The sequence below is a fragment of the Lysinibacillus xylanilyticus genome (genome assembly GCF_001183605.1).
Lineage (GTDB): Bacteria > Bacillota > Bacilli > Bacillales_A > Planococcaceae > Lysinibacillus > Lysinibacillus xylanilyticus.
Map to the genome: position 1 here is coordinate 565,218 of NZ_LFXJ01000010.1, position 21,216 is coordinate 586,433.

The following is a 21,216-nucleotide window of genomic DNA, read 5'->3' on the forward strand; positions in this document are numbered from 1 at the left end:
GGTACCTGCTAATTTTATAGGTAGAGAAATTATAAAATATAAAAACGAAAGATAAGGGCTGTTAGTAGAAGGCCCTTACCAATCAATGTGTAAAATGAAGATTAGGCTCCATTCCGTTATTCTTATTTTTGTAGTAATTCTACAGCAATATCAGGTCGATCTGTAATAATACCTTTTGCACCGTTGTGAATTAATTTGTTCATTGTTGCTACGTCATTGATAGTCCAATAATGAACAGGGATGTTTAAGTTGTTTAAAAACTGGATAAATTTCGGAGATTCTAGTGTGATTACTCCTGATTTAGGTGGTAACTGGAATACATCTACCTTTGGATGATATAAGTGTCCAAATTGGCTTGAGAAAGAAGCAAATGCTTTACGAACATCTGATTCACCTGCACCGAGTGCTACTTGATTTTGTGCATATAAATTAAAGCGATCGATTTGTTCACCATAAAAGCTTGTGACAACTACTCGATTCTCAGTCCCAAGTTCCTCAATTAAACGCCATAGTTTAGAAGGCATTAAACTTCCTTCATACGTATCCGGTGCATCTTTAATGTCAATATTTACTAACATATTCGGATAAGTTTCTAGTAATTCACGTAATGTGACAACGTCTACTTTTTCATCTCGATAAGGGAATTCCCCATCTAAATCTTCAAATTGATAACCGTGGTTTAATGCATTTATTTCTGCTAAAGTCATGTCTGCAACAAGTCCATAGCCATCTGTTGTACGATCAACAGTATCATCGTGGAAAACGATAATTTCCTCATCTTTGGTTAAGCGAATATCTATTTCAAAGCCGTCAACACCTAACTGTGCGGCTTTTTCAAAAGCAGGCATTGTATGTTCAGGTGCTAAATGAGCACCGCCACGATGTGCGAGAATAATTGGGTGATCAAATTGTAATGCTTGTTTACCTTCTCGCTGTTGAGGTTTAGAAATAGCTTTACTACCTGCCCAAGCAGCTGCACTTGCCGCTGCGATTGCAAGCGCAATCTTTGTTTTCTTACCCATATTCGTCCTCCTTAACAATTAAATTAATATAAATAGTACCGGCAATTTCACACTTTAATTTTCAGTTAGCAAACAAAAAGTTCTAACTTAAACTAGTATTCTATAGCTTGCATAAGTGAATGTAAAACTCTTAGTTAACGTTGTATGCTTTTCCATTATAACGGAAAATTGAGCGTTCTGTCAGCTAAACTCTGTTGCTATCATTTTCCGGTCTATGGTATTCTTTTATGTAAGAAATGAGGGGAATAATATGAACGAACGCCAAGGACTAATCGTTTACGTCCATCAATTAAAACATGCGAAGTCTCTTCGAAAGTATGGTCATGTTCTTTATATTTCTCGGAGGCAAAAATATGTAGTGATTTATTGCGAGCGAGAGGAAATTGAATCAATGACAACAAAACTACAACGCCTTCCATTCGTGAAAGACGTTGTAAAGTCTTATCGTCCATTTGTAAAAACTGAGTATGAAAATGCAAAACCAGATAAAGCGAAAGAATATGACTATGACTATAAAGCAGGTCTTTAATATTATGTCAACGCTGGAATATAGTGATGAAGTCTCATTATTCCAATTAAGTATTGATAAAATAGTTTTGATTCCGAAAATATAGAAGAGTGCTTTATTTCTACAACAACCGCTTTTCTATCTAGTCGTTTAATACTTTCTTCAAACAATTTTTGTCGCTGTGAAGGCTGCTCTTCATTAAAAGGGATGCCTTCTCGACAAATATAAATCGGCATAAATTTACTTTCGCCGACTGGTTTTAAAGCGACTGCTAAAGAGGCAACCTTTTTTTCTTCTTTAGTGGATGTTAGTATAAAGGCTTGGTGGAAGCGATCTTGATTGGTTCTCACGATTTCGAGTAGCTCATAAACATCACCATAGCCCTCACCTAATTCTATAAATTGTTGTGGCATAAAAACTGCACATCCTTTCCAATACACATAGTATCATGCTGCGGGAGGTCAAGCACATGAAATTTGCAATGAGTTTTTTTTCCATTCTAGCACTAATCATTACCGGAACGTTATTTTTTCAATACCATGCTTATTCGTCTGACTTAGAAACAGGCAATGGCGAATTCCATTATTCACAAGAGATAGAAATTGTCTATCGAGAAAATAGCTTGGATATTCGTCAACATTTTAAAAATTTACCCAACCAAAAAGTGGAGATAAAGTGGCCGGAAAATGCGGTAAATCCAAGTTGCTTTATCGACAACGAAAAAAGCTGTGATCGCTTATCAAAAGAAGTCTCATATTTTAATAAAGGAGAGACTAAATCACAATCTGTTTCATACATAATTCCGATTAAGGGTGGCTTAAAAGATAAAATGCTCATCCAAAATGTTTTCGCCACATTAACGAATGGTGAATCATCTTATTCTGTTGTACATATTTCAGCTGATAGTAAAATTGTTGGTCAGTGGATAACGGGGTTGCCTTTAGTAGGTCAGCAAAAACTATCACTTGTTAACTATACAATGTTTAGTGGGTATGGTACAGTTCGTGATATTTACTGGCAAACGGGTAATTTAAAAGCACAAGAGCAAACTCCTGTGTTATCTATTTATGCCTCGGGAGCTATTTCGAAGAATTTCTTGAAATCATTGGAGAATTTTAAGTTTTTGAATGATCAACATATTGCTATTATTCAAGAAAAGAATCCAGTGAAAGAACATGATGACCGACTTTTATTTTTACCAGAGTTAACTGAACAAGCTGTTGAACAAGAAGTTATACTGTCACAAATAAAGTCGCAATATAAGTTTAAAGATTCACCAACATGGTTACCGGAAGTGGTGGCATCTTATTTAGTGAAGGATACGATTGGCTCAGATAAAGCGAAGAAAATCGTGAAGACGCTAAAAGAATATATGACAACTGCTCAAGATGCGGAATGGCAGGAAGCTTTGAATAAACTTGGGGAAGAGCCGATTTCTCCTGCGTCAATGGACGATCTTTTATCTGAGGTATTAAATGCAAAAACGTCCTATTTTAAGTTGAATACTGCCCAAGAAAATGGCACATATCCACTATTATTTGAGGATGAACGAAGTGTTTATGTGAATGACGTTGTGAGAGAAGATGTTCATGTAATACTTTATGAAGGGCAAGTATTATATAATGCTGATAAATTGTTACCTTATCTAGGCTATACTGCTGGTGAAGGTAAAAATGGATATTATATCAATAGTGATAATCGCACATTCCGATTCCCGAAAGAACCAGGTTTTTATGTATTTAATCAACATAGATATTCGACAATTTCAGAACCGATTATAAAAATTGCCAATAATTATTATGTTGAAGAAGCTTGGCTACAACGATTATTTTTAGTAGAATTACAAAAAAGTGATGGTCGTATCAATATTAAGATGTTAACACAAGAACAAGAATAAATTTTTTTTGCAGCGGAGGTTCGTCTTTCGCTGCAAAAATGCTTTTATCTTCAATCAACAACAGCAACAACAATTACGCCAATGCGCAATTGATTTATGGAAAAAGAAAGCACGGTGATTTGCCTATGAGAGTTGTAGCAGGAGAACGTAAAGGGATGCCTTTAAAGGCAATTGCAGGGAACACGACGAGACCTACAACCGATAAAGTAAAGGAATCTATATTTAATATTATTGGTCCATTTTTTGATGGAGGGATAGCGCTCGATTTATTTGCAGGGAGCGGTGGCTTAGGCATCGAATCTTTAAGTAGAGGGGCTGAGCACGCCGTTTTTATTGAAAAGGATGCAAAGGCGTTCCAAGTACTACAGGAAAACATAAAAAAATGTCGTTACGAGGATTACTCTGAGCTTTTTCGTATAGATGCAAAGCGTGCTGTGAAAGCGTTATTAAAACGTGATGTTACGTTTAAATTAGTATTTTTAGATCCACCATATCATCACAAAGAATATTATGACTTAGTGCAGGTTCTTGTCGACAATGATAAAATTCAACATGATGGCATTATTTTATGTGAGCATGCAAAAGAAGTAGAATTACCACAGAGATTTGGGGACTTTGTATTAAAAAGACAAGAAACATATGGCGGAACGATTATATCCGTTTATCTTCATTCAGAGGGTGTCTAAACACCCTCTGAAAATTAATCGTTGCATAGAGGAAGAGGGAGAACAAGTTGTCAGAGAAAATTGCTGTAGTTCCTGGAAGTTTTGATCCGGTGACATTTGGTCACTTAGATATTATTAAACGGGCGGCAGATGTATTTGACACAGTTTATGTTGCTGTTTTAAATAATTCATCCAAGCAACCGTTATTTTCGGTAGAAGAGCGTATGGCTTTAATGGCGGAAGTTACTAAGGCATTGCCTAATGTACGTATTGAAAGTTCATCGGGGCTATTAATAGACTATGCTAAGGAAAAAAAAGCAAAAGCGATTGTTCGTGGTTTACGTGCTGTTTCGGATTTTGAATACGAAATGCAAATTACTTCGATGAACCGTTTTCTTGATGAAACGATTGAAACGTTTTTCATCATGACAAAAAATCAATATTCATTCTTAAGCTCAAGCATTGTTAAAGAGGTTGCGAAATACGGTAGTGATGTTAGCGAGCTTGTTCCTGCTTGTGTTGTAGAAGCTTTAAAAGAAAAGTATGGTTTTAACAAATAAAAAAATAGAGGCTGGGTGCAAAACTGATCAAAGCCATCAAAAGCGCGAGAAAATCAATTTTAGAAATGTTGATTTCTCGCGCTTTTTTAATGTGGAATTTTGTTCTGGTTTTATTTATTTGACAAAAAATGGATTTAAGAATTATCATAATATTTTCTGCTATTGGTTACATCTGAGGAAAGTTATAGGAGTAGGAATTGGATTGAGTTCCTCTGCTATGCTTACTCCTAAATCCAGTCTTTTCGTTTCACTCTAATCAAAAAATATAAAATGCTTAACCGTATCTTTACTCTAAAGGTGATTATTTATTTTAAGAAAAAAAGAGCATAAATAGTGGGTACAATGATTATGCTAAGTAGGCGGAATTTTAGATATGGTCGAACGGAAAGCTTGGCTGATTTCGCAATTACGAAAATTTGTAAGTGGATACTTATACTTTGCATTGTTAACAACATAACAACTAGTAACGGTAAATATGGAAGATTAGGAAAAGCTGAGACGGTCATTTTAAGACCATTTGTAACCTCAAGAATTGCAGCTATAGAAAGCTCAGCTGTATAGGGAAGTTTAGGTAGCAGTGAATCTAAGCCTTGCTGGACAATCGTCTGGATGGTAGTGAAAAAAATAATTGTAGTTCCAACTAATAGTATTGTCGGTGCTGTTTCTTTAATACTTTCAGAAAAAGGTGCTGTATGCAAAGGCGTATTGTGTATGGAGATGCTAGGAGGATCAGTTTTACGAAATAAGAAGTAACCAGTTATTAAACAACAAATATTAAAACTATGTAGTAAACATAAAAACATCCATCCAAACGTATTACTGTTTAATAAATCAAGGCTTACAAAGCCTAGCACGAAAAGAGGACTTGGTGCGTGACATACGGCTAATAAAAAATTTGCTTCTTTTGGATGTAGTTGCCCACTGTTTTTTAAGTAAACAATTGTTGTTGCTCCAGATGGATATCCCCCGAGTGCGCTAATAATGTAGGCTTGTACGTATATAGAAGCTCTTTTTGTTTTCGTTCGCATAGGAGCTGTTAAACGGAGAAGCCACTGCGTTAAAATAAGGTAAGGTAATAAATACGGGAAAAGGGCTTCCATAAAAAGATTTAAACCTAAATCAGTACCGTTATGAGCAGTTTGTGGGAATAACAAGAGTAATAGAATAAGAACTATGCAAATCGCTATTTGAATTATCGCATACATGTTATCATCTCGTTTCAACTTTTTGTCATTCACATAGGCAAATGCTAAAATCAATATATGTAAAAAAGGCAAAAACATGAACGTATGGTTTTGCGAGCGTCCTAGGAGGTGTTTTTCTTTGAAGAAAAAAATTAGTATTTATGCAGTGTTATTAGTCGTGATTTGTTTTTTTATGTTGTACCGACTAGACGCTTATATCATGAAGCCAGGAAGTGCTTATGATGTTAGTAAATTTGTTAACGTTGAAAATAGCCACACCGATGATAAAGGATCCTTGAGTTTAATGACGGTGGCTATGCAGCAAGCTACGCCTTTTTCATATCTGTGGGCGAAGACTCAAAAATATCAAAAACTAATGGATATTGACCAAGTTCGAAATCCATTGGAGGACGAAGAGGAATATAATGTTCGACAGTTTAAATTAATGTCTGATTCTCAATTTAATGCAAAGTATGTTGCTTTTCAGAGGGCTGGCCTTCAAACAAAAATTCTGTTTAACGGTGTTTTTGTATTAAATGTCCTAGAAAGTGGTGCTTCAGATAATTTATTAAAAGCTGGTGATGAAATTATTGAAGTTGATGGACAACAAATTAAAGACCAACAAATGCTGGTTGATCTTTTAAAGCCGAAGCAACTAGGAGATAAGGTGACAATTAAATTTATACGTGATACAAAAGAACAAGAAGTAACGATTACCTTAAAGGAAATCCCTGAATCAGAAGAGAAAAGGGCAGGGTTAGGTATTACTTATACTGAAAGTAAATCTATTGAAACAAATCCAAATGTGTCTATGAAAACTGAAGATATCGGAGGTCCATCTGCTGGGCTAATGTTTACCTTAGAAATTTTAGACCAACTTCTCGAAGAAGATTTAACGAAAGGCTATGCTATTGCAGGGACAGGAGAAATGCTTGCTGATGGCTCTGTTGGAAGAATTGGTGGAATAGACTATAAAGTCATTGCTGCTGATCGCGATGGTATGGAAATCTTTTTTGCACCAGATGATGAAATTACTCCAGAAATGAAAGCTAAATATCCTGAACTGGAATCAAATTATGCTACAGCAGTAAAGACTGCTAAAGATATTGGAACAAAAATGAAAATAGTTCCGGTTAAAACAGTTGATGATGCAATCAAATATTTAAAACAGTTACAGCCGAAATAAAGTTTTATCATCGTAATGTGGGGTTGATTTCCGTTGCTTTCCTGTGAGCGAGCGTCGAATCGCTTCCTCCGCGCTTTCGCAGGAATAAACACCCTAATAATTAGGGTGATATCCTTGGCGACATAACAAAGTAAAAGGATTCACACATAGTTTTGTGTATGAATCCTTTTTTTTGCTCTTTGGAAGGTGGATGTAGATAAAAACTTAAAATTGGGTGATAAAACGTGAAAGTTAGTCGATAAAATTCAAAAGTTAGTCGATAAAATTCTGAAGTTGGTTGATAAAACGTGAATGTTTATCGATTAACTTCTTTCGGCGGTCCCAACATCCGCTATAGAGGAACTCCGTCTAAGAACGCCACGTCCAGTGGCAATGACTGGGTGCCCAACATCGTGCCTCTGACGCTACGTTAGCGCTTCGCTTTCGCGCAAAAAACATCTCCTGGCCCGAGATCTGTCGCGAAGCGAAGCGGCTCATCGTACGCCCCCAGGGAAGCGTCTGCCCGAACGGAACTCAACCTTCGCTTTGCCCGCTAACTAATTTCATTGACATAATTGTTTTTCAACAGCAAAAAAGGATGCTAGAAGAATTTCTGGCATCCTTTTTCGTTACTTAAAAACGAATCGGTGGTGTTTGATAATCTTTAGGAAGACTATACTCTTTTGTTCCGTGTTCTACACTTAAATTGTATACCTCTGCTGCATGAATATCTACAGCAAGCATAGCGTCATCAATAGCTGCTACACGACTGATTAAAGGTAAAGGTATGTCTTTTTTATGCATTCCTAAATAGGCTTGTCCCTTCTTACTCATACCAAGTAAACGTATACTAGATGGGGCGTCAAAGCTTTGCAACTGTTCCTTTGTAAACCCAGTATAAATGTGTGTGAGCATACGTTGAAGTCGCGTCCAAGTATAGCGTTTTGATTTAATTTTCTCCATAAAGCTACTGAATGAATGACTCGTTTTCGCTGCTTTGATTAGAGCATTCTCAATGCCTTCTGATACTTCAGCGTAGCGTGTAAGTTCATGTGGTGTGTGGCGAATAAGTGTAAACTGTAAAAAAGGCCAAAAACTTTCCCAACTTGCAAATTCACCATATGTTCCATGCCAATCAGCTATATACTCAAACGAAGATTTAGGGAGAAAATCTTGCACGCTTTGTAGAGTGTTGGTTGTTGCTAGAGCCTTACGTATTCCTGTGGCACTAGCAATGGTTGCACCTTCTTGCAAAGCGTCATGGTAACCTGCAACAATGCGAGGGATCGTTAAAGGTTTAATGTTACTACCTAGAGCTATAGCAGCCTCAATATAATGAAAACCAAGTATATTGTTTGGTTGGCCCAAGTCAATGTATGTTGCAGGGAATTTTTGAGAAAGCTGTTCATAGGCGTAATGTAGACTTTTAGGATAGCTTGCACCGGTTTTAAGGCTTTCTTTAATAAGAGCGTTATATTCAGTGCGATGACTATTAATGAGCTGAAACGTATTCATAAAGGGTTGAATGGAACCATCTTCGCTTCCAAAGGCAAAAGAATCGCAACCGATTGCAGATAGTAACGAAATTGCACCTTTTGCAAAATCAGTTGCCGGTGCGGTACTATAAACGTAGGGGAGTTCAATGACTATATCAACACCACCTGCGAGAGCCATTTTTGTGCGTGTCCATTTATCGACCATGGCTGGTTCACCACGCTGCAGAAAATCCCCACTCATGACTGCGATGACAATATCCGCTTGTGCTACTTTTTTTGCCTGTTCCAAATGATAGGCATGTCCGTTGTGAAAAGGATTGTATTCAACAACTATTCCGACTGCTTGCAAATTTAAGCCCCCTTTATCAATATCATTTGCTTCTCGTTCTTATTTGGCGCCTTTTTCTTATATAGAACGGTTTGGAGCAAATACACTTTTTATAATATTTAATTATAGGTGGGTTTTATTGTGGTGACAAGAAATTATCTTGACATCTATTTTTACACATTATATAATCAACATTGTTGTCTCGAGGTGATTAAACGAATGAAATGGTCAATTCATCAATTATCTAAATACCGCCAAAACGGGATGCCAATCGATGCCTTTGTCCAACTGGACGAGGTGATGGAGCGAAACCAGGATATTCGAGCAATTTCGCCCGTTCATGTAAAAGGGCTATGTACTTTCGGTGCATCGCAAATGACATGTCAGCTAACTGTGACAGCGACGTTAACATTGCCATGTGCACGCACGTGGGAAGATGTTGAGTTTCCTATCGAAGTTGAGACAGTTGAAGTTTTCAGCTGGATTGACGAGGAAAAACGAGGGGAAGATGACGGAGATATTCACTATATTGATGGTGATGTAATCGACATGAAGCCGGTTCTCGAGGAGTTAGTGCTTCTTGAAGTACCTATGCAAGTGTTTAAGGGAAATACCGAAGGGCAAATGCAAGGTGGCAAAAACTGGTCTTACGCAACGGATGAAGACGTTGAGCTACACAAAAAAGCTGACGAACAAAAAGTGGATCCAAGACTAGCTAATTTAGCTAAGTATTTTGATCAAACAGACGAATAGACGATCTGTAAGGAGGTGCCATCAATGGCTGTACCATTTAGAAGAACTTCTAAAACTGCAAAAAGAAAGCGTCGTACGCATTTCAAACTATCTGTACCTGGTATGGTAGCTTGCCCAAACTGTGGGGAAGCAAAATTATCACACCGTGTTTGCAAAGCTTGCGGACAATACAAAGGTAAAGAAGTAGTTAGCAAATAATACAGTGTTTGCTTACTTAAAAGGCTAGTAGAGAGACCATGGCTCTTTACTAGCCTTTTTGTTGCTTATAAAAGACGGAATCTTTGGGCAATTACGAAAAGATATATAGTACTATAATAATTGTATGATACAATTTATCCATCGGGACAAAGGGGGAAATAGTATGGCTTATATAATTGATAACAAAGAAGGCACTATGACGTTTACGATTAATCGTGAAGAAAAACGGAATGCAGTGAATGATGAGGTTATGGATGGGTTACAAGAAGTCATTACATATATTCGAAATCATGATGATGTACGTTTTTTAGTCGTAACGGGTGTAGGGGATAAATCATTTTGCTCGGGAGGCGATTTATCTGAATTCCATTTGCTTGAAACAGAGGATGAGGCGTTTGGGATGTTGGGCAAGATGGGTGAAATACTATACGACCTTGCAACATTGCCTGTGCCGACGATTGCGTTAATTAACGGAACGGCGGTTGGTGGAGGCTGTGAAATTGCAACAGCTTGCGATTTTCGTCTAGTGGCAAATCATGCGAAGTGTGGTTTTATACAGGGGACATTAGCAATTACGAGCGGCTGGGGAGGCGGTACATACTTATTTGAACGAGGATTACGCCATGATCGTGCGATGAAGATGCTAGTCGATGCGAAGCCTTATCCAGCAGAATTACTATATGAGATTGGTTGGGCAATGCGCGTTTTTGAAGGTTCAAAAGAAGTGGCATTGAATGATTTTATCGAACATATGCGTAAAATTCATCCTTCTGTTCATAAGGCTTATAAAGAAATTGAGCTTCGTAAGTGGCGCGAACGTAATATGTATGAACGTGTTATGGAGGAAGTTCGTACATGTGCGAAATTGTGGGAAAGTGAAGCTCACCACGAGGCAGTTGCTAATTTCCTAACGAAGAAAAACAATAAATAATGTATAACGGCAGTGATTATAACAAAACATAGTCACTGTCTTTTTTAATTCGATGATTCTATTTTGCTCGCCCATGCATATAGTAGTAAAAAATGCGAGGGTGATAGATTATGGAATTGAAAAAAAGAAAAGATCAATGGACAAAGGAAGACGATGAAAGATTAGCAGAAATCGTGTTGCATAATGTGCAAAATGGCAAAACACAGCTAGAAGCTTTTGAGTTGGCTGCTACTGAACTAGGTCGTACAAAACAAGCATGTGGTTTCCGTTGGAATAAAACATTACGTAGTCAATATAGTCAGTCACTACTAGCTGTGCGAAATCAGCCGCAACAATCTATGCGAAGTCATTTGAAACTGGCATTAACAAGTTTTGATGAATTAACAGAAGCGTATCAAAGTCTCGAAGTAAGACATCGTGAATTACAAAATGAGCATGAAAAACTAGTGAAATGGTTGCAACAAGGGTATTCTTTAATGAAAGATTAAAATAAGGAAGCTGACGAAAGTTAAAAGTGCTGTAGAGTGAAGTACTTAGAAAAGAAAATGTAAACTAGAACGAAAACATAATGCCGCACTGAGTGTTTCGACGATTATTTATCTGTACCGAAAGCGAAGCGTCAGGTACAAAGCTTACAAAGCTCCTACCTTGAAATTTAGTGATAGCAAATAAGTTAGGTGTGAGATTAACGGTCTGTAAAAACCCGATTGGTGAAGACTGATAATCAATGGGCAAAAAACCACTGATTAAAGTTTCGGTTTTTATATTATCGTAAACACTTAGTCAATCCTGTATAATAAAAGAACCTGCATAGGAGGTGCCTTAGAGATTATTCTAAGGCACCTCCTTCTGTAGAAAGGGACAAAAAGGGTCATTTAATGATGGTCGGTTGCGGCTAAAATGTAATTGCGGTAGAACTGTTTAGGAGGGCGTTCCCTTGTGTTAGGTCGTCCATTGTAAATGAGGGAGGTGTGATGTATTGTGAATGTAGCGATTATTGGTGCGGGGGCTGTAGGTCAGTTAACGGCAAGTTTTTTAGCTGAGTCTGGTATGGCTGTAACGTTGGTTGCGAGAAGGCAGGGACAAGCAGATGAACTTAACGCGAAGTATTTAACGCGAGTGAATGTTGATGGAGCGAAAACCGTACATAAAGTTGTTTCAACTACGAAATTAAAGAGGTTACCACAACAAGATTTAATTGTAATTGCTGTTAAGTACGGTCAATTACAAGAGCTTTACGGACAATTATCTGCGTTACCAAGTACAGTTTCGTTGTTGTTTATGCAAAATGGTTTAGCGCATTACGACGAAGCGCTGCGTTTGCCACAAAAAAATATTGCTTTTTGCTCCGTGTCATTTGGTGCTCAAATGATAGATCAGTCAACCGTGCAACATAGAGGTGTAGGTGTTTGTAAAATTTCGGTAGAGCGAGGGAACAGTGGTGCATTTAACGATTTGTTGCAATTGAAAAATTCCTTATTTCCAGTTGAATTGGTTGCTAATGCTGAACAAATGTTATTTGAAAAAGCGGTATTTAACTGCTTAATCAATCCATTAACGGCTATATTGCAAGTGAGGAATGGAGAGTTAGTAACGAATAAGCAAGCGTTTTTATTAATGCAAACTATCTATCAAGAACTCACGGAAGCTTTTGAAGGCATAGAACAAGCCATACCTTTTTTAAAGGTAATAGAGTTATGTGAAAAAACAGCAAGTAATACATCATCTATGCTAGCGGATCGGATACATGGGAGAAAAAGTGAAATTGACACGATTGTAGGAGTAATACTAGAAAAAGCTCTAGCAAATGGTCATGGTTTGCCTACTTTACGCACTTTATATCACCAAGTACTTGCGATAGAGGAGAGCGGTGAAAGACGTTGAAAGATTTTTTACATATAATTATAAGTATCATTATTTTTTGTCCAATCCTCCTTTTTGTAATTGTCTATTTAATTAGTCGAAAGGTTAAAATACGAGGCACTCATGCTTTTGGAGTGGCATCGGACTTGACAACATTGTGTTTGTTTTTTTCAGTACCACTGGCAATTGGTGTACTATGGAGTGTCAATGTTAGTGCGTTGTTAGTAACATTGGCGATAATGATGGCGATGATTTTTACATATATTGATTGGCGAACGAAAAAAGAAATTGAAGTAAAATCGCTACTTAAGAAAATTTGGCGTTTTCAATTTTTAGTGTTAAGTACGGCGTATATTGTTATTTGTATAGTAGGCGTTATTCAATCTGTTATAGAATATTTACAGGCTGTCTAAGCATTTTCTTTTCATGTTGAAGCCATAAGCGTTAAAATAAAAGCATTAAATATTGTTTTTTATTAATAACTCTATATGTGCAAAAAATTAAATAAAATTCCAATGTACGACAACGTTTGAGTATCTGACAAAAATCGTATTATGTTTTTCTGAATCTTGGAATGTTCTGTCTAAGGATATCAGTAAAGGGATTTATTTTATTTCAAGTTTGCTTATGAAGAGTAAGAAGATGATTTAGTGAGTAGAGGAGTTTGTGTTAAATGAAACTGGAGTCAATCCAAGTACCCATAAAAAATCGTTTGCTAGCAGATTATTGGTCGTCGAATACTGCGATCCATGAGTTTTTTGAATACGAATATAACGATAAATCTTTTGAAAAACGAGCGCAATATTTAGATCAGCATGCATATGATCAAAAAGAATTAACAGCCATCATACGTCAATTTATGGAGCCGCTCGGTTTATCAAAGAAAGCGAATGAACATTTGCAGCAACTAGAGCAAGGAGCTGTTGCGGTTGTCGGTGGGCAACAAGCGGGTATCTTAACTGGCCCTCTTTACTCGGTGCATAAGGCGATTTCGGTCATTGCATTAGCGAAAGAGCAAAGTGTAAAACTTCAGCGACCGGTTGTTCCTGTTTTTTGGATAGCTGGTGAAGATCATGATTTAGAGGAAATTAACCATACGTATACAGTACGTGGTGAAGATATTAAAAAACGTGTTTACGGTGAACGTTCAAGACGTAAAACAATGGCTTCTGAAACAAGTATAAACAAAGAGTCTATGACACAACTAATAAATACGATTGCGAAGGATATGGGCGAAACAGCATTCACTGAAATGCTAATGAAACAATTAGTGGATATTCTTAATAAGAGTGAAACGTTTACGGAATTCTTTGCGCAACTTATGAACCATTTGTTTAAAGATGAAGGTTTATTAATGATTGATGCAGCAGACTTTAAATTCCGCCAATATGAGCGTGAGAATTTTACCCGTATCATTCATAAAAATGAAGAAATTGCTAGAGTGGTGACAGAAAAAGAAGCGGAGCTTGAGCGTGCAGGTTATGGCAATCCTATTTTGGCAACAAACGAAGCGGCCAATTTATTCTATGTAGAGGATGGGGAACGTCATCTTTTAGAAAGAAAAAATCAGCAATTTGTCAATCTAGCTGCAAATATCAAGCTATCTCGTGAAGAGGTTTTAAGAATTGCTGAAAAACATCCTGAGCAGTTAAGTAATAACGTTGTGACGCGTCCGCTAATGCAGGAAATGACATTGCCTGTGCTTGCGTTTGTTGGTGGACCAGGGGAGCTTGCATACTGGGCGACATTGAAGGATGCATTTGCGATATTAGGCTTACAAATGCCTATTTTTGCTCCACGTCTTCATATCACGATTGTCACACGTCATGTAGAACAACTGTTACGTGAATATCGTTTAAATGTTGCTGATGTTTGGGATGGGAAAGCGTTACAGCTTAAAGAACAGTTTATTGATGAAATACAGGATACTGAAGCGAAACGACAAATTCAGGTGATGCAACAAGAGCTTTTAGAAAAGTATGGTGCCCTTCAACTTTATTTAGAAGAACAACATCTATTACTAGATAAAATTCTTGTGAAAAATAAAGAGAATCACCTAAAGCAATTTGAGTATTTACAGCAAAAGGTTAAACAAACTGTTCTTAACAAGCACGAAACGTCAATCCGAAAATTTATGACGATACAAAATGAGTTGTATCCAAATGAAGGATTCCAGGAAAGAACTTATAATCCTTATCAATATTTCAATGAGTTTGGACCTATGCTAATTACTGAAATGCTAAAACAAAATTATAGCATTGGCAATCACCACTATATAATTTATTTATAATCCCAATGTTTGTAACTTTATAACTAATTAACAATTTAATACAATGTTGATTTGATGAACAATGACGACATAAATAGTAAATAGAGAGCTATCCTACTAAGGATAGCTCTTTTTTTATGTAATTTAGCATGGATTCAATATTTCGTTAAAGGTCTATTCACACATTGAGTGTTAAAATGTCAAGTTTTTTTTAAAAAAAGTGGAGGAAAGTGGGGCGATGTGGTACATTATTTAATAAAGTGGGGTGAATAGCATGTTCATGGGAGAATATCAACACTCTGTTGATGCGAAAGGACGATTAATCGTGCCCGCGAAATTTCGTGAAGCCTTAGGTGAAACATTTGTTGTGACACGCGGACTTGATAATTGTTTATTTGGCTATCCTATGGATGAATGGCGAAAACTCGAAGAAAAATTAAAGGGATTACCGATGACCAAAAAGGATACACGTGCTTTTGCAAGGTTTTTCTTTTCTGGGGCAACGGAAGTAGAGATAGACAAGCAGGGGCGCATAAATATTCCTTCAACTCTTATGCAGCATGCACATCTTGTGAAAGAATGTATCGTGTTAGGAGTTTCGAATCGAATTGAAATATGGGCGAAAGATGCTTGGGAAACTTACTTTAGTGAGTCGGAACAATCCTTTAATGAAATTGCAGAAAATATGATTGGCTTTGATTTTTAACTTTTTTTAGACACTTAAGTGTCAACTGTATGAAGTTAAGGCCTGAGGGGAGCAAGTGGTATGTTCGATCATACAACCGTGCTATTAAAAGAAACAGTTGATGGGTTGAACATCGATCCTGATGGTGTGTATGTGGACTGTACTCTAGGTGGGGCAGGACACAGTGAATATTTAGTACAACAATTATCTGAAAAAGGGCGTTTAATTTGCTTCGATCAAGATACGACAGCTATTAACAATGCAAAAATTCGATTGGCGCCATATATTGAGCGTGTGACATTTGTCCATTCGAATTTCCGCTATTTAAAAGAAGAGCTATTAGCGCTTGGTATTGAGCAAGTAGATGGCATTTTATATGATTTAGGCGTATCTTCACCACAGCTAGATACACCAGAACGTGGCTTTAGTTATCACCATGATGCACCTCTAGATATGCGCATGGATCAAACGGCAACACTTACAGCATTTCATGTTGTGAATGAATGGGCATATGAAGATTTAGTACGTATATTTTTCCGTTATGGAGAAGAGAAGTTTTCCAAGCAAGTTGCTCGTAAAATCGAAGAGGCACGTAAGGTGGCACCGATTGAAACAACCGGCCAACTTGTAGAACTTATTAAAGAGGGTATTCCAGCAGCGGCTCGCCGTAAAGGTGGACATCCAGCGAAGCGCATATTCCAAGCAATACGAATTGCTGTTAACGATGAGCTAGGCGCGGCAGAGGATTCATTAGTCGATGCGATTGATATGATAAACGTAGGTGGACGCATAAGTGTCATTACGTTCCATTCATTGGAGGACCGCCTATGCAAGACTATTTTTAAAGAAGCGTCATCATTACCGGAATTACCACCGAATTTACCTGTGATTCCTAATCACATGAAGCCAACTTTAAAGCTTATCTCGAGAAAGCCGATTCTTCCATCAGATGAAGAATTAGCAGTAAACAATCGTGCTCGTTCAGCAAAGCTTAGAGTGGTGGAGAAAATTAACGACAAAGGGCGTGAGTAAATGGCAGCAGTTCGTGTAAGGCAGCACCAGCAACAACAAGTGCAACAACCGATAACACCCCCTAGTCCACAACCCACTATCATACGTCGTAAAAAAACGAACCAGAAGTTTGAAAGAACAATGCTAATTGTTTTAGTTAGCATTGTTGCTGTATTATCGGTACTAGTTTTGAATAAACAAGCAGCAGTTCAAACGACAAGCATGGACATTCAAAAAATCGAAACTGAAGCAGAAGAGATTACTAAACAGAATGTTGACTTGACAGTTCGTGTAAGTGAACTTTCTACATACGAAAAATTATCGAAAAAAGCTAAAGAACTCGGTTTAACTCAAAATGAGAAAAATGTAAAGGTAGTGCCGGGAGAATGAAAAAAAAGAGATTTCGATTCCAATGGGGAGCCTTTCTATTATTAATTTTTTATGGAGGGCTCTTTTTTCTATTGTTCTCAAGAATGTTTATGTTACAGGCGACAGGTGAAGTGGAAGGACAAGAGCTTGCGGCAAGAGCAGCTGCGAAATATAGCAAAGAAAGTGCAATAACAGCAAGCCGTGGGAAAATTTACGATACAAATGGACAAGTCATTGCTGAGGATACACTTAGTTATCGACTAATCACAGTCGTCAATGAAAAAGCCACAACGGATGCAAAAAAACCTCGACATGTAGTAAATGCTGAAAAAACTGCAAAAATATTAGCAGAATATATTCCAATGGATGAAGATAAAATCTATAAGCAGCTTACTAGAGTAAATGATAAGGGCGAAAAGCCTTATCAAGTTGAATTTGGAAGTGCGGGTCGTGGAATAAGTCATGAGACTATGACTAAAATCAAAGCAGAGAAATTACCAGGGGTTTTATTTGTAAACGATTTAAAACGTTATTATCCAAATGGTATATTCGCCTCGCACTTAATTGGTTTTGCACTAAAAGAGGAAAATAAGGATGGTACGTTCACGACAAAAGGAAAAATGGGTCTTGAGCTTACTTATAACAAAGAACTAACCGGTAAAGACGGTAAGGTTGAATATGAGACAGATGCTTTCAGTTATTTATTGCCTAATAGTGAAAAAATGGTGACACCTGCGAAAGATGGTGATGACATTTATTTAACACTAAATAAAACAATTCAAAGCTTTTTAGAGGAAGCGATGACAGAGGTTGAAAAGGAATATAACCCAGAATCGATGACAGCTATTGTGGCAGATCCGAAAACTGGTAGAATCCTAGCGATGTCTCAGCGACCTACGTTTAATCCTGATACGCGCGAAGGCGATAATATGAAATGGCTAAATGAGGCTATTGAAGAGACGATTGAACCAGGTTCAACAATGAAAACGTTCACGCTCGCTTCGGCTATTGATACAGGGGTTTGGACTCCAAATGCATGGTATATGTCAGGTCAATACAGAGTTCTTGATCAAGTAATTAAAGACCATAATAATGGGCGAGGTTGGGGTCCGATTACTTATTTAGAAGGATTCCAACGTTCATCCAATACTGCAATGGCACATTTATTAAAGCTTATTGGTGAGGATGTCTTCTTTGACTATCTAGATCGATTTGGGTTTGGTAAAAAAACAGGCATTGATTTACCAAATGAAGCGACAGGTACACTTTTATCGAATTATCCAGTAGAACGAGTGACAACAACGTTCGGTCAAGGTTCTACAGTAACCCCGATTCAGTTAATTCAAGCATTAACAGCGATTGCAAATGAAGGGAAAATGATGCAACCGTATGTAATAGATCGTATCGTTGATCCTTCTACAGGAAAGACGATTAATAAGCATGAGCCGGTTGTTAAGGGACAACCAATTTCAGCCGATACAGCGAAGCAAGTAAAAGAAATTCTTGCGTCTACTTTAACAGCTAAGGATGGTACTGCGAAGGATTTTATCCTAAATGATTATGAAGTAGCAGGGAAAACAGGTACTGCCCAAATTCCACTAGGAAATGGTAGGTATTCATGGGGAGCAAATGAATTTCTTTATTCTTTTTTAGGGATGGCTCCAGCAGATAATCCTCAGCTCATTATGTATGTCTCAGTGAAAAGACCAAAGTTAAAGGGTAATGAACTTGGGTCTGTACCAGTTTCAAAAATATTTAATCCTGTTATGTTAAATAGTTTAAAGTATTTAAACGTTAATCCTGAAGATGTAAAGCATGTTGACGATACATCAATACAAGATTACACAGGTCAAAGTGCTGAGGCTATACAAGTAGAGCTTGCGAATGATGGTATACAGCCAGTGATTGTTGGTAGTGGCGGTAAAATTATTGACCAATATCCAAAAGGTCCTCAAAAACTCGTTAAAGGTAACTTCGTGTTTTTAAAGACAGAGGGTGATGTAACACTGCCGGACTTCACAAATTGGTCGTTACGTAATGTACTTGCTTTTAAGTCAATGGCAAATTTAGAAATTGAAGTTGTAGGAGAAGGCTTTGTAGCTAGTCAAAGTGTCTCGGCAGGTACCGTGATTTCAGATAGTTCACCAATTGTCGTGAAGCTTAAAACACCAGCTGAAAGCTTTAAGCAAGATGTAGAGACCCCACCCGAGGGTGAAACAACTGAATAAAAGCCCACTTTATTTCATACGTTGTAAAAAACAAGGTGTGATGTCGAATGAAGTGGATTTCTATCCATTCCAAAAAGCGATTGCGTATTTTATACGTATTGTTTATGTTTGTAGCTGTTGCGATTATTGTTAGGCTTGTCTTCTTGCAAGTATTAGATCAAAAAGACCTGACTAAGAAAGCCGAAGAGAATTGGGACCGAGAAATTCCTTTTGCCAATGAGCGAGGGCACATTACTGACCGTAAGGGGAAAAATATTGTCACAAATAAGCTTGCGCCAACTTTATATTTTATGCCTTCGCAAAGTAAAGATATTGAAGGCGCAGCGGCGAAAATTGCTCAAGTTTTGGAAGTGGATGAACAAAAGCTTTTGGAAAAAATGAAGAAAAAAGCATACTTAGTAAAGCTGGCACCTGAAGGAAAAAATATTCCCTATGAAAAAGCAGTGGAGTTACAAGGTATGCAAATTGAGGGATTATATAGTGGTGTCGATTATTCAAGGGATTATCCATACGGTACCCTACTCTCTCGTTTTTTAGGTTTCACGGGCTATGATTCACAAGGTTTAGCGGGGATTGAATATGAATACGAAAAGCTGTTACAGGCTAATTCTTCGGCAATACGGATCTTTACAGATGCGAAAGGGAATAATTTACCGAACGTAAAGAGTGCCTGGAAGGCTGGTGAAGATGGTGCAACGGTTGAGCTAACGATAGATGTAGATGTACAACAGGTCGTTGAACGTGAATTGTCACAGGCTATGGAACGTTATGATGCTGACCAAGCAATGGCGATTGCCATGAATCCAAACAATGGCGAAATCTTAGCGTTAGCCTCATTTCCTACCTTCAATCCAGCAGAATATCAAACGGTAGAGCCTGCTATTTACGATCGGAATTTACCAGTTTGGATGACGTATGAGCCCGGGTCAACGTTCAAAATTATAACTCTTAGTGCTGCTTTAGAAGAAAATGTAGTTGATTTAGAGAAGGATACTTTTTATGATCCAGGCTATTCAATGGTTGCTGGAGCAAGGTTGCGTTGTTGGAAGCGTGAAGGTCATGGCTCTGAAACCTTCCTTGAAGTTGTAGAAAATTCTTGTAACCCAGGCTTTATTGAATTAGGTCAGCGAATAGGTAATGAAAAACTACTCCAGTATATTAAAGATTTTGGTTTTGGTAAAAAAACAGGGTCTAATATCGCTGGCGAAGCTTCTGGGATTTTATTTTCCAAAGATTCTTTTGGACCTGTTGAGCAGGCCACAACTTCATTTGGCCAAGGTGTTGCCGTTACACCAATTCAACAAGTGCAAGCAGTAGCCGCAGCAGTAAATGGGGGCAAGCTTTATACGCCATATGTTGTGAAGAAAATTCTTAATCCTAATTCTGGAGAAGTTATAGAAGAGACTAAACCGGAAGTTAAAAAACAGGTTATTCGTGAGGAGACGTCTGCAAAGGTTCGAGGTGCATTAGAATCTGTTGTAGCGAAAGGCTCAGGGCGTCAAGCTTATCGAGATGGATTACGAATCGGCGGCAAAACAGGTACAGCACAAAAGGTGGAGAATGGCCGTTATAAAGAAGGCGAATATATCGTATCGTTTATTGGCTTTGCACCTGCGGATAATCCGCAAATTGTCGTTTATGTAGCAGTAGATAACCCGAAAAAGGCAACGCAGTTTGGCGGTGTGGTAGCAGCTCCAATCGTTGGTCAAATTATTGAAGATGTTGCACCTTTTGTTGGCATTGAAAAATCGAAGGAACAGCTTGAAAAGGATTATCGTTGGGGTGACCCAATCACTGTGAAGGTACCAAGTTTTATTGGTCAAACGAAGGATGATATTGCCAAGCAACAATATCCATTCCGTATTGAATGGCATGGAGAAGGAACTAAAATTGGCAATCAACTGCCTGAAGTGGATAGTGTTATCAAACAAGATGGCACCATTCATCTTTATTTAAAGAACTAATATAACTTTACCTTTAAAAAATGGGAAAGAACCACTATTATTATGAAGGGTAGTAATAAATACATGAAAGTTTGTGCTTTTTTCTTTAAGAAGAAAGTGAAACAAGATTTAAAGGAGATT

The 21,216-nt window shown here is 37.6% G+C and carries 21 protein-coding genes; 17 read left to right on the top strand and 4 right to left on the bottom strand.

Annotated elements, in window-relative coordinates; all coding sequences use genetic code 11:
- Window positions 1-122: 122 nt before the first annotated feature.
- Window positions 123-1,022, bottom strand: coding sequence for a glycerophosphodiester phosphodiesterase (locus ACZ11_RS20160; protein WP_049668319.1), 900 nt, complete (start codon window positions 1,020-1,022; stop codon window positions 123-125).
- A gap of 250 nt (window positions 1,023-1,272) precedes the next feature.
- Here ACZ11_RS20160 and ACZ11_RS20165 point away from each other — a divergent pair, with 250 nt between their 5' ends.
- Window positions 1,273-1,551 carry a YlbG family protein gene (locus tag ACZ11_RS20165; protein ID WP_049668320.1) on the top strand — a complete coding sequence of 93 codons (279 nt, stop codon included), beginning with the start codon at window positions 1,273-1,275 and terminating at the stop codon, window positions 1,549-1,551.
- 2 nt (window positions 1,552-1,553) lie between these two features.
- On the opposite strand, the gene ACZ11_RS20170 is transcribed toward ACZ11_RS20165, so the two are convergent.
- Window positions 1,554-1,943: a DUF7147 family protein gene (locus ACZ11_RS20170; protein ID WP_049668321.1), complete on the bottom strand. Its 390-nt coding sequence runs from the start codon at window positions 1,941-1,943 to the stop codon at window positions 1,554-1,556.
- Window positions 1,944-1,999: 56 nt separating this feature from the next.
- Between ACZ11_RS20170 and ACZ11_RS20175 the strand changes: the two genes are divergently transcribed.
- The 3 genes from ACZ11_RS20175 to coaD all read left to right on the top strand — a co-directional run bounded on the left by ACZ11_RS20175 (window position 2,000) and on the right by coaD (window position 4,652).
- The gene (locus ACZ11_RS20175; RefSeq protein ID WP_049668322.1) at window positions 2,000-3,427 is read left to right on the top strand and encodes a hypothetical protein; all 1,428 of its coding nucleotides are present in this window, start codon (window positions 2,000-2,002) and stop codon (window positions 3,425-3,427) included.
- Window positions 3,428-3,552: 125 nt separating this feature from the next.
- Window positions 3,553-4,113 (top strand): 16S rRNA (guanine(966)-N(2))-methyltransferase RsmD, encoded by a 561-nt coding sequence (gene rsmD, locus ACZ11_RS20180; protein WP_049668742.1) that lies wholly within the window; start codon window positions 3,553-3,555, stop codon window positions 4,111-4,113.
- A gap of 47 nt (window positions 4,114-4,160) precedes the next feature.
- Window positions 4,161-4,652 (top strand): pantetheine-phosphate adenylyltransferase, encoded by a 492-nt coding sequence (gene coaD / locus ACZ11_RS20185; protein ID WP_049668323.1) that lies wholly within the window; start codon window positions 4,161-4,163, stop codon window positions 4,650-4,652.
- A gap of 305 nt (window positions 4,653-4,957) precedes the next feature.
- On the opposite strand, the gene ACZ11_RS20195 is transcribed toward coaD, so the two are convergent.
- Window positions 4,958-5,857, bottom strand: coding sequence for a hypothetical protein (locus tag ACZ11_RS20195; protein WP_236690913.1), 900 nt, complete (start codon window positions 5,855-5,857; stop codon window positions 4,958-4,960).
- Window positions 5,858-5,975: 118 nt separating this feature from the next.
- Between ACZ11_RS20195 and ACZ11_RS20200 the strand changes: the two genes are divergently transcribed.
- Window positions 5,976-7,022, top strand: coding sequence for a SepM family pheromone-processing serine protease (locus ACZ11_RS20200; RefSeq protein WP_082172853.1), 1,047 nt, complete (start codon window positions 5,976-5,978; stop codon window positions 7,020-7,022).
- Between the two features lie 612 nt (window positions 7,023-7,634).
- Here the strand turns inward: ACZ11_RS20200 and ACZ11_RS20205 are convergent.
- The gene (locus ACZ11_RS20205; RefSeq protein WP_049668327.1) at window positions 7,635-8,846 is read right to left on the bottom strand and encodes a nucleotidyltransferase; all 1,212 of its coding nucleotides are present in this window, start codon (window positions 8,844-8,846) and stop codon (window positions 7,635-7,637) included.
- A gap of 198 nt (window positions 8,847-9,044) precedes the next feature.
- Here ACZ11_RS20205 and ACZ11_RS20210 point away from each other — a divergent pair, with 198 nt between their 5' ends.
- From ACZ11_RS20210 to ACZ11_RS20265, 12 genes are all read left to right on the top strand, one after another.
- A complete protein-coding gene (locus ACZ11_RS20210; protein ID WP_049668328.1) occupies window positions 9,045-9,578 on the top strand; it encodes a YceD family protein in 534 nt (177 codons plus the stop codon).
- Window positions 9,579-9,602: 24 nt separating this feature from the next.
- Window positions 9,603-9,776, top strand: a complete 174-nt coding sequence (gene rpmF / locus ACZ11_RS20215) for a 50S ribosomal protein L32 (protein WP_010858320.1) — start codon at window positions 9,603-9,605, stop codon at window positions 9,774-9,776.
- A gap of 163 nt (window positions 9,777-9,939) precedes the next feature.
- Window positions 9,940-10,707: an enoyl-CoA hydratase/isomerase family protein gene (locus ACZ11_RS20220; RefSeq protein ID WP_049668329.1), complete on the top strand. Its 768-nt coding sequence runs from the start codon at window positions 9,940-9,942 to the stop codon at window positions 10,705-10,707.
- A gap of 110 nt (window positions 10,708-10,817) precedes the next feature.
- Window positions 10,818-11,195, top strand: coding sequence for a transcriptional regulator (locus ACZ11_RS20225; RefSeq protein WP_049668330.1), 378 nt, complete (start codon window positions 10,818-10,820; stop codon window positions 11,193-11,195).
- 493 nt (window positions 11,196-11,688) lie between these two features.
- The gene (locus ACZ11_RS20230) at window positions 11,689-12,591 is read left to right on the top strand and encodes a ketopantoate reductase family protein (RefSeq protein ID WP_049668331.1); all 903 of its coding nucleotides are present in this window, start codon (window positions 11,689-11,691) and stop codon (window positions 12,589-12,591) included.
- The gene (locus ACZ11_RS20235; protein WP_049668332.1) at window positions 12,588-12,983 is read left to right on the top strand and encodes a DUF3397 domain-containing protein; all 396 of its coding nucleotides are present in this window, start codon (window positions 12,588-12,590) and stop codon (window positions 12,981-12,983) included. Before ACZ11_RS20230 ends, ACZ11_RS20235 begins: the two co-directional genes overlap by 4 nt.
- Window positions 12,984-13,243: 260 nt before the next feature.
- A complete protein-coding gene (bshC, locus tag ACZ11_RS20240; protein WP_049668333.1) occupies window positions 13,244-14,860 on the top strand; it encodes a bacillithiol biosynthesis cysteine-adding enzyme BshC in 1,617 nt (538 codons plus the stop codon).
- Between the two features lie 253 nt (window positions 14,861-15,113).
- Window positions 15,114-15,545 carry a division/cell wall cluster transcriptional repressor MraZ gene (mraZ, locus tag ACZ11_RS20245; protein WP_049668334.1) on the top strand — a complete coding sequence of 144 codons (432 nt, stop codon included), beginning with the start codon at window positions 15,114-15,116 and terminating at the stop codon, window positions 15,543-15,545.
- Between the two features lie 60 nt (window positions 15,546-15,605).
- Window positions 15,606-16,556: a 16S rRNA (cytosine(1402)-N(4))-methyltransferase RsmH gene (gene rsmH / locus ACZ11_RS20250; protein ID WP_049668335.1), complete on the top strand. Its 951-nt coding sequence runs from the start codon at window positions 15,606-15,608 to the stop codon at window positions 16,554-16,556.
- Window positions 16,557-16,925: a cell division protein FtsL gene (gene ftsL2, locus ACZ11_RS20255; RefSeq protein ID WP_049668336.1), complete on the top strand. Its 369-nt coding sequence runs from the start codon at window positions 16,557-16,559 to the stop codon at window positions 16,923-16,925.
- The gene (locus tag ACZ11_RS20260; protein WP_049668337.1) at window positions 16,922-19,132 is read left to right on the top strand and encodes a penicillin-binding protein; all 2,211 of its coding nucleotides are present in this window, start codon (window positions 16,922-16,924) and stop codon (window positions 19,130-19,132) included. The genes ftsL2 and ACZ11_RS20260 overlap by 4 nt, the downstream gene beginning before the upstream one ends.
- A gap of 47 nt (window positions 19,133-19,179) precedes the next feature.
- Window positions 19,180-21,096 carry a stage V sporulation protein D gene (locus ACZ11_RS20265; protein WP_049668338.1) on the top strand — a complete coding sequence of 639 codons (1,917 nt, stop codon included), beginning with the start codon at window positions 19,180-19,182 and terminating at the stop codon, window positions 21,094-21,096.
- The last annotated feature ends 120 nt before the right edge of the window (window positions 21,097-21,216 follow it).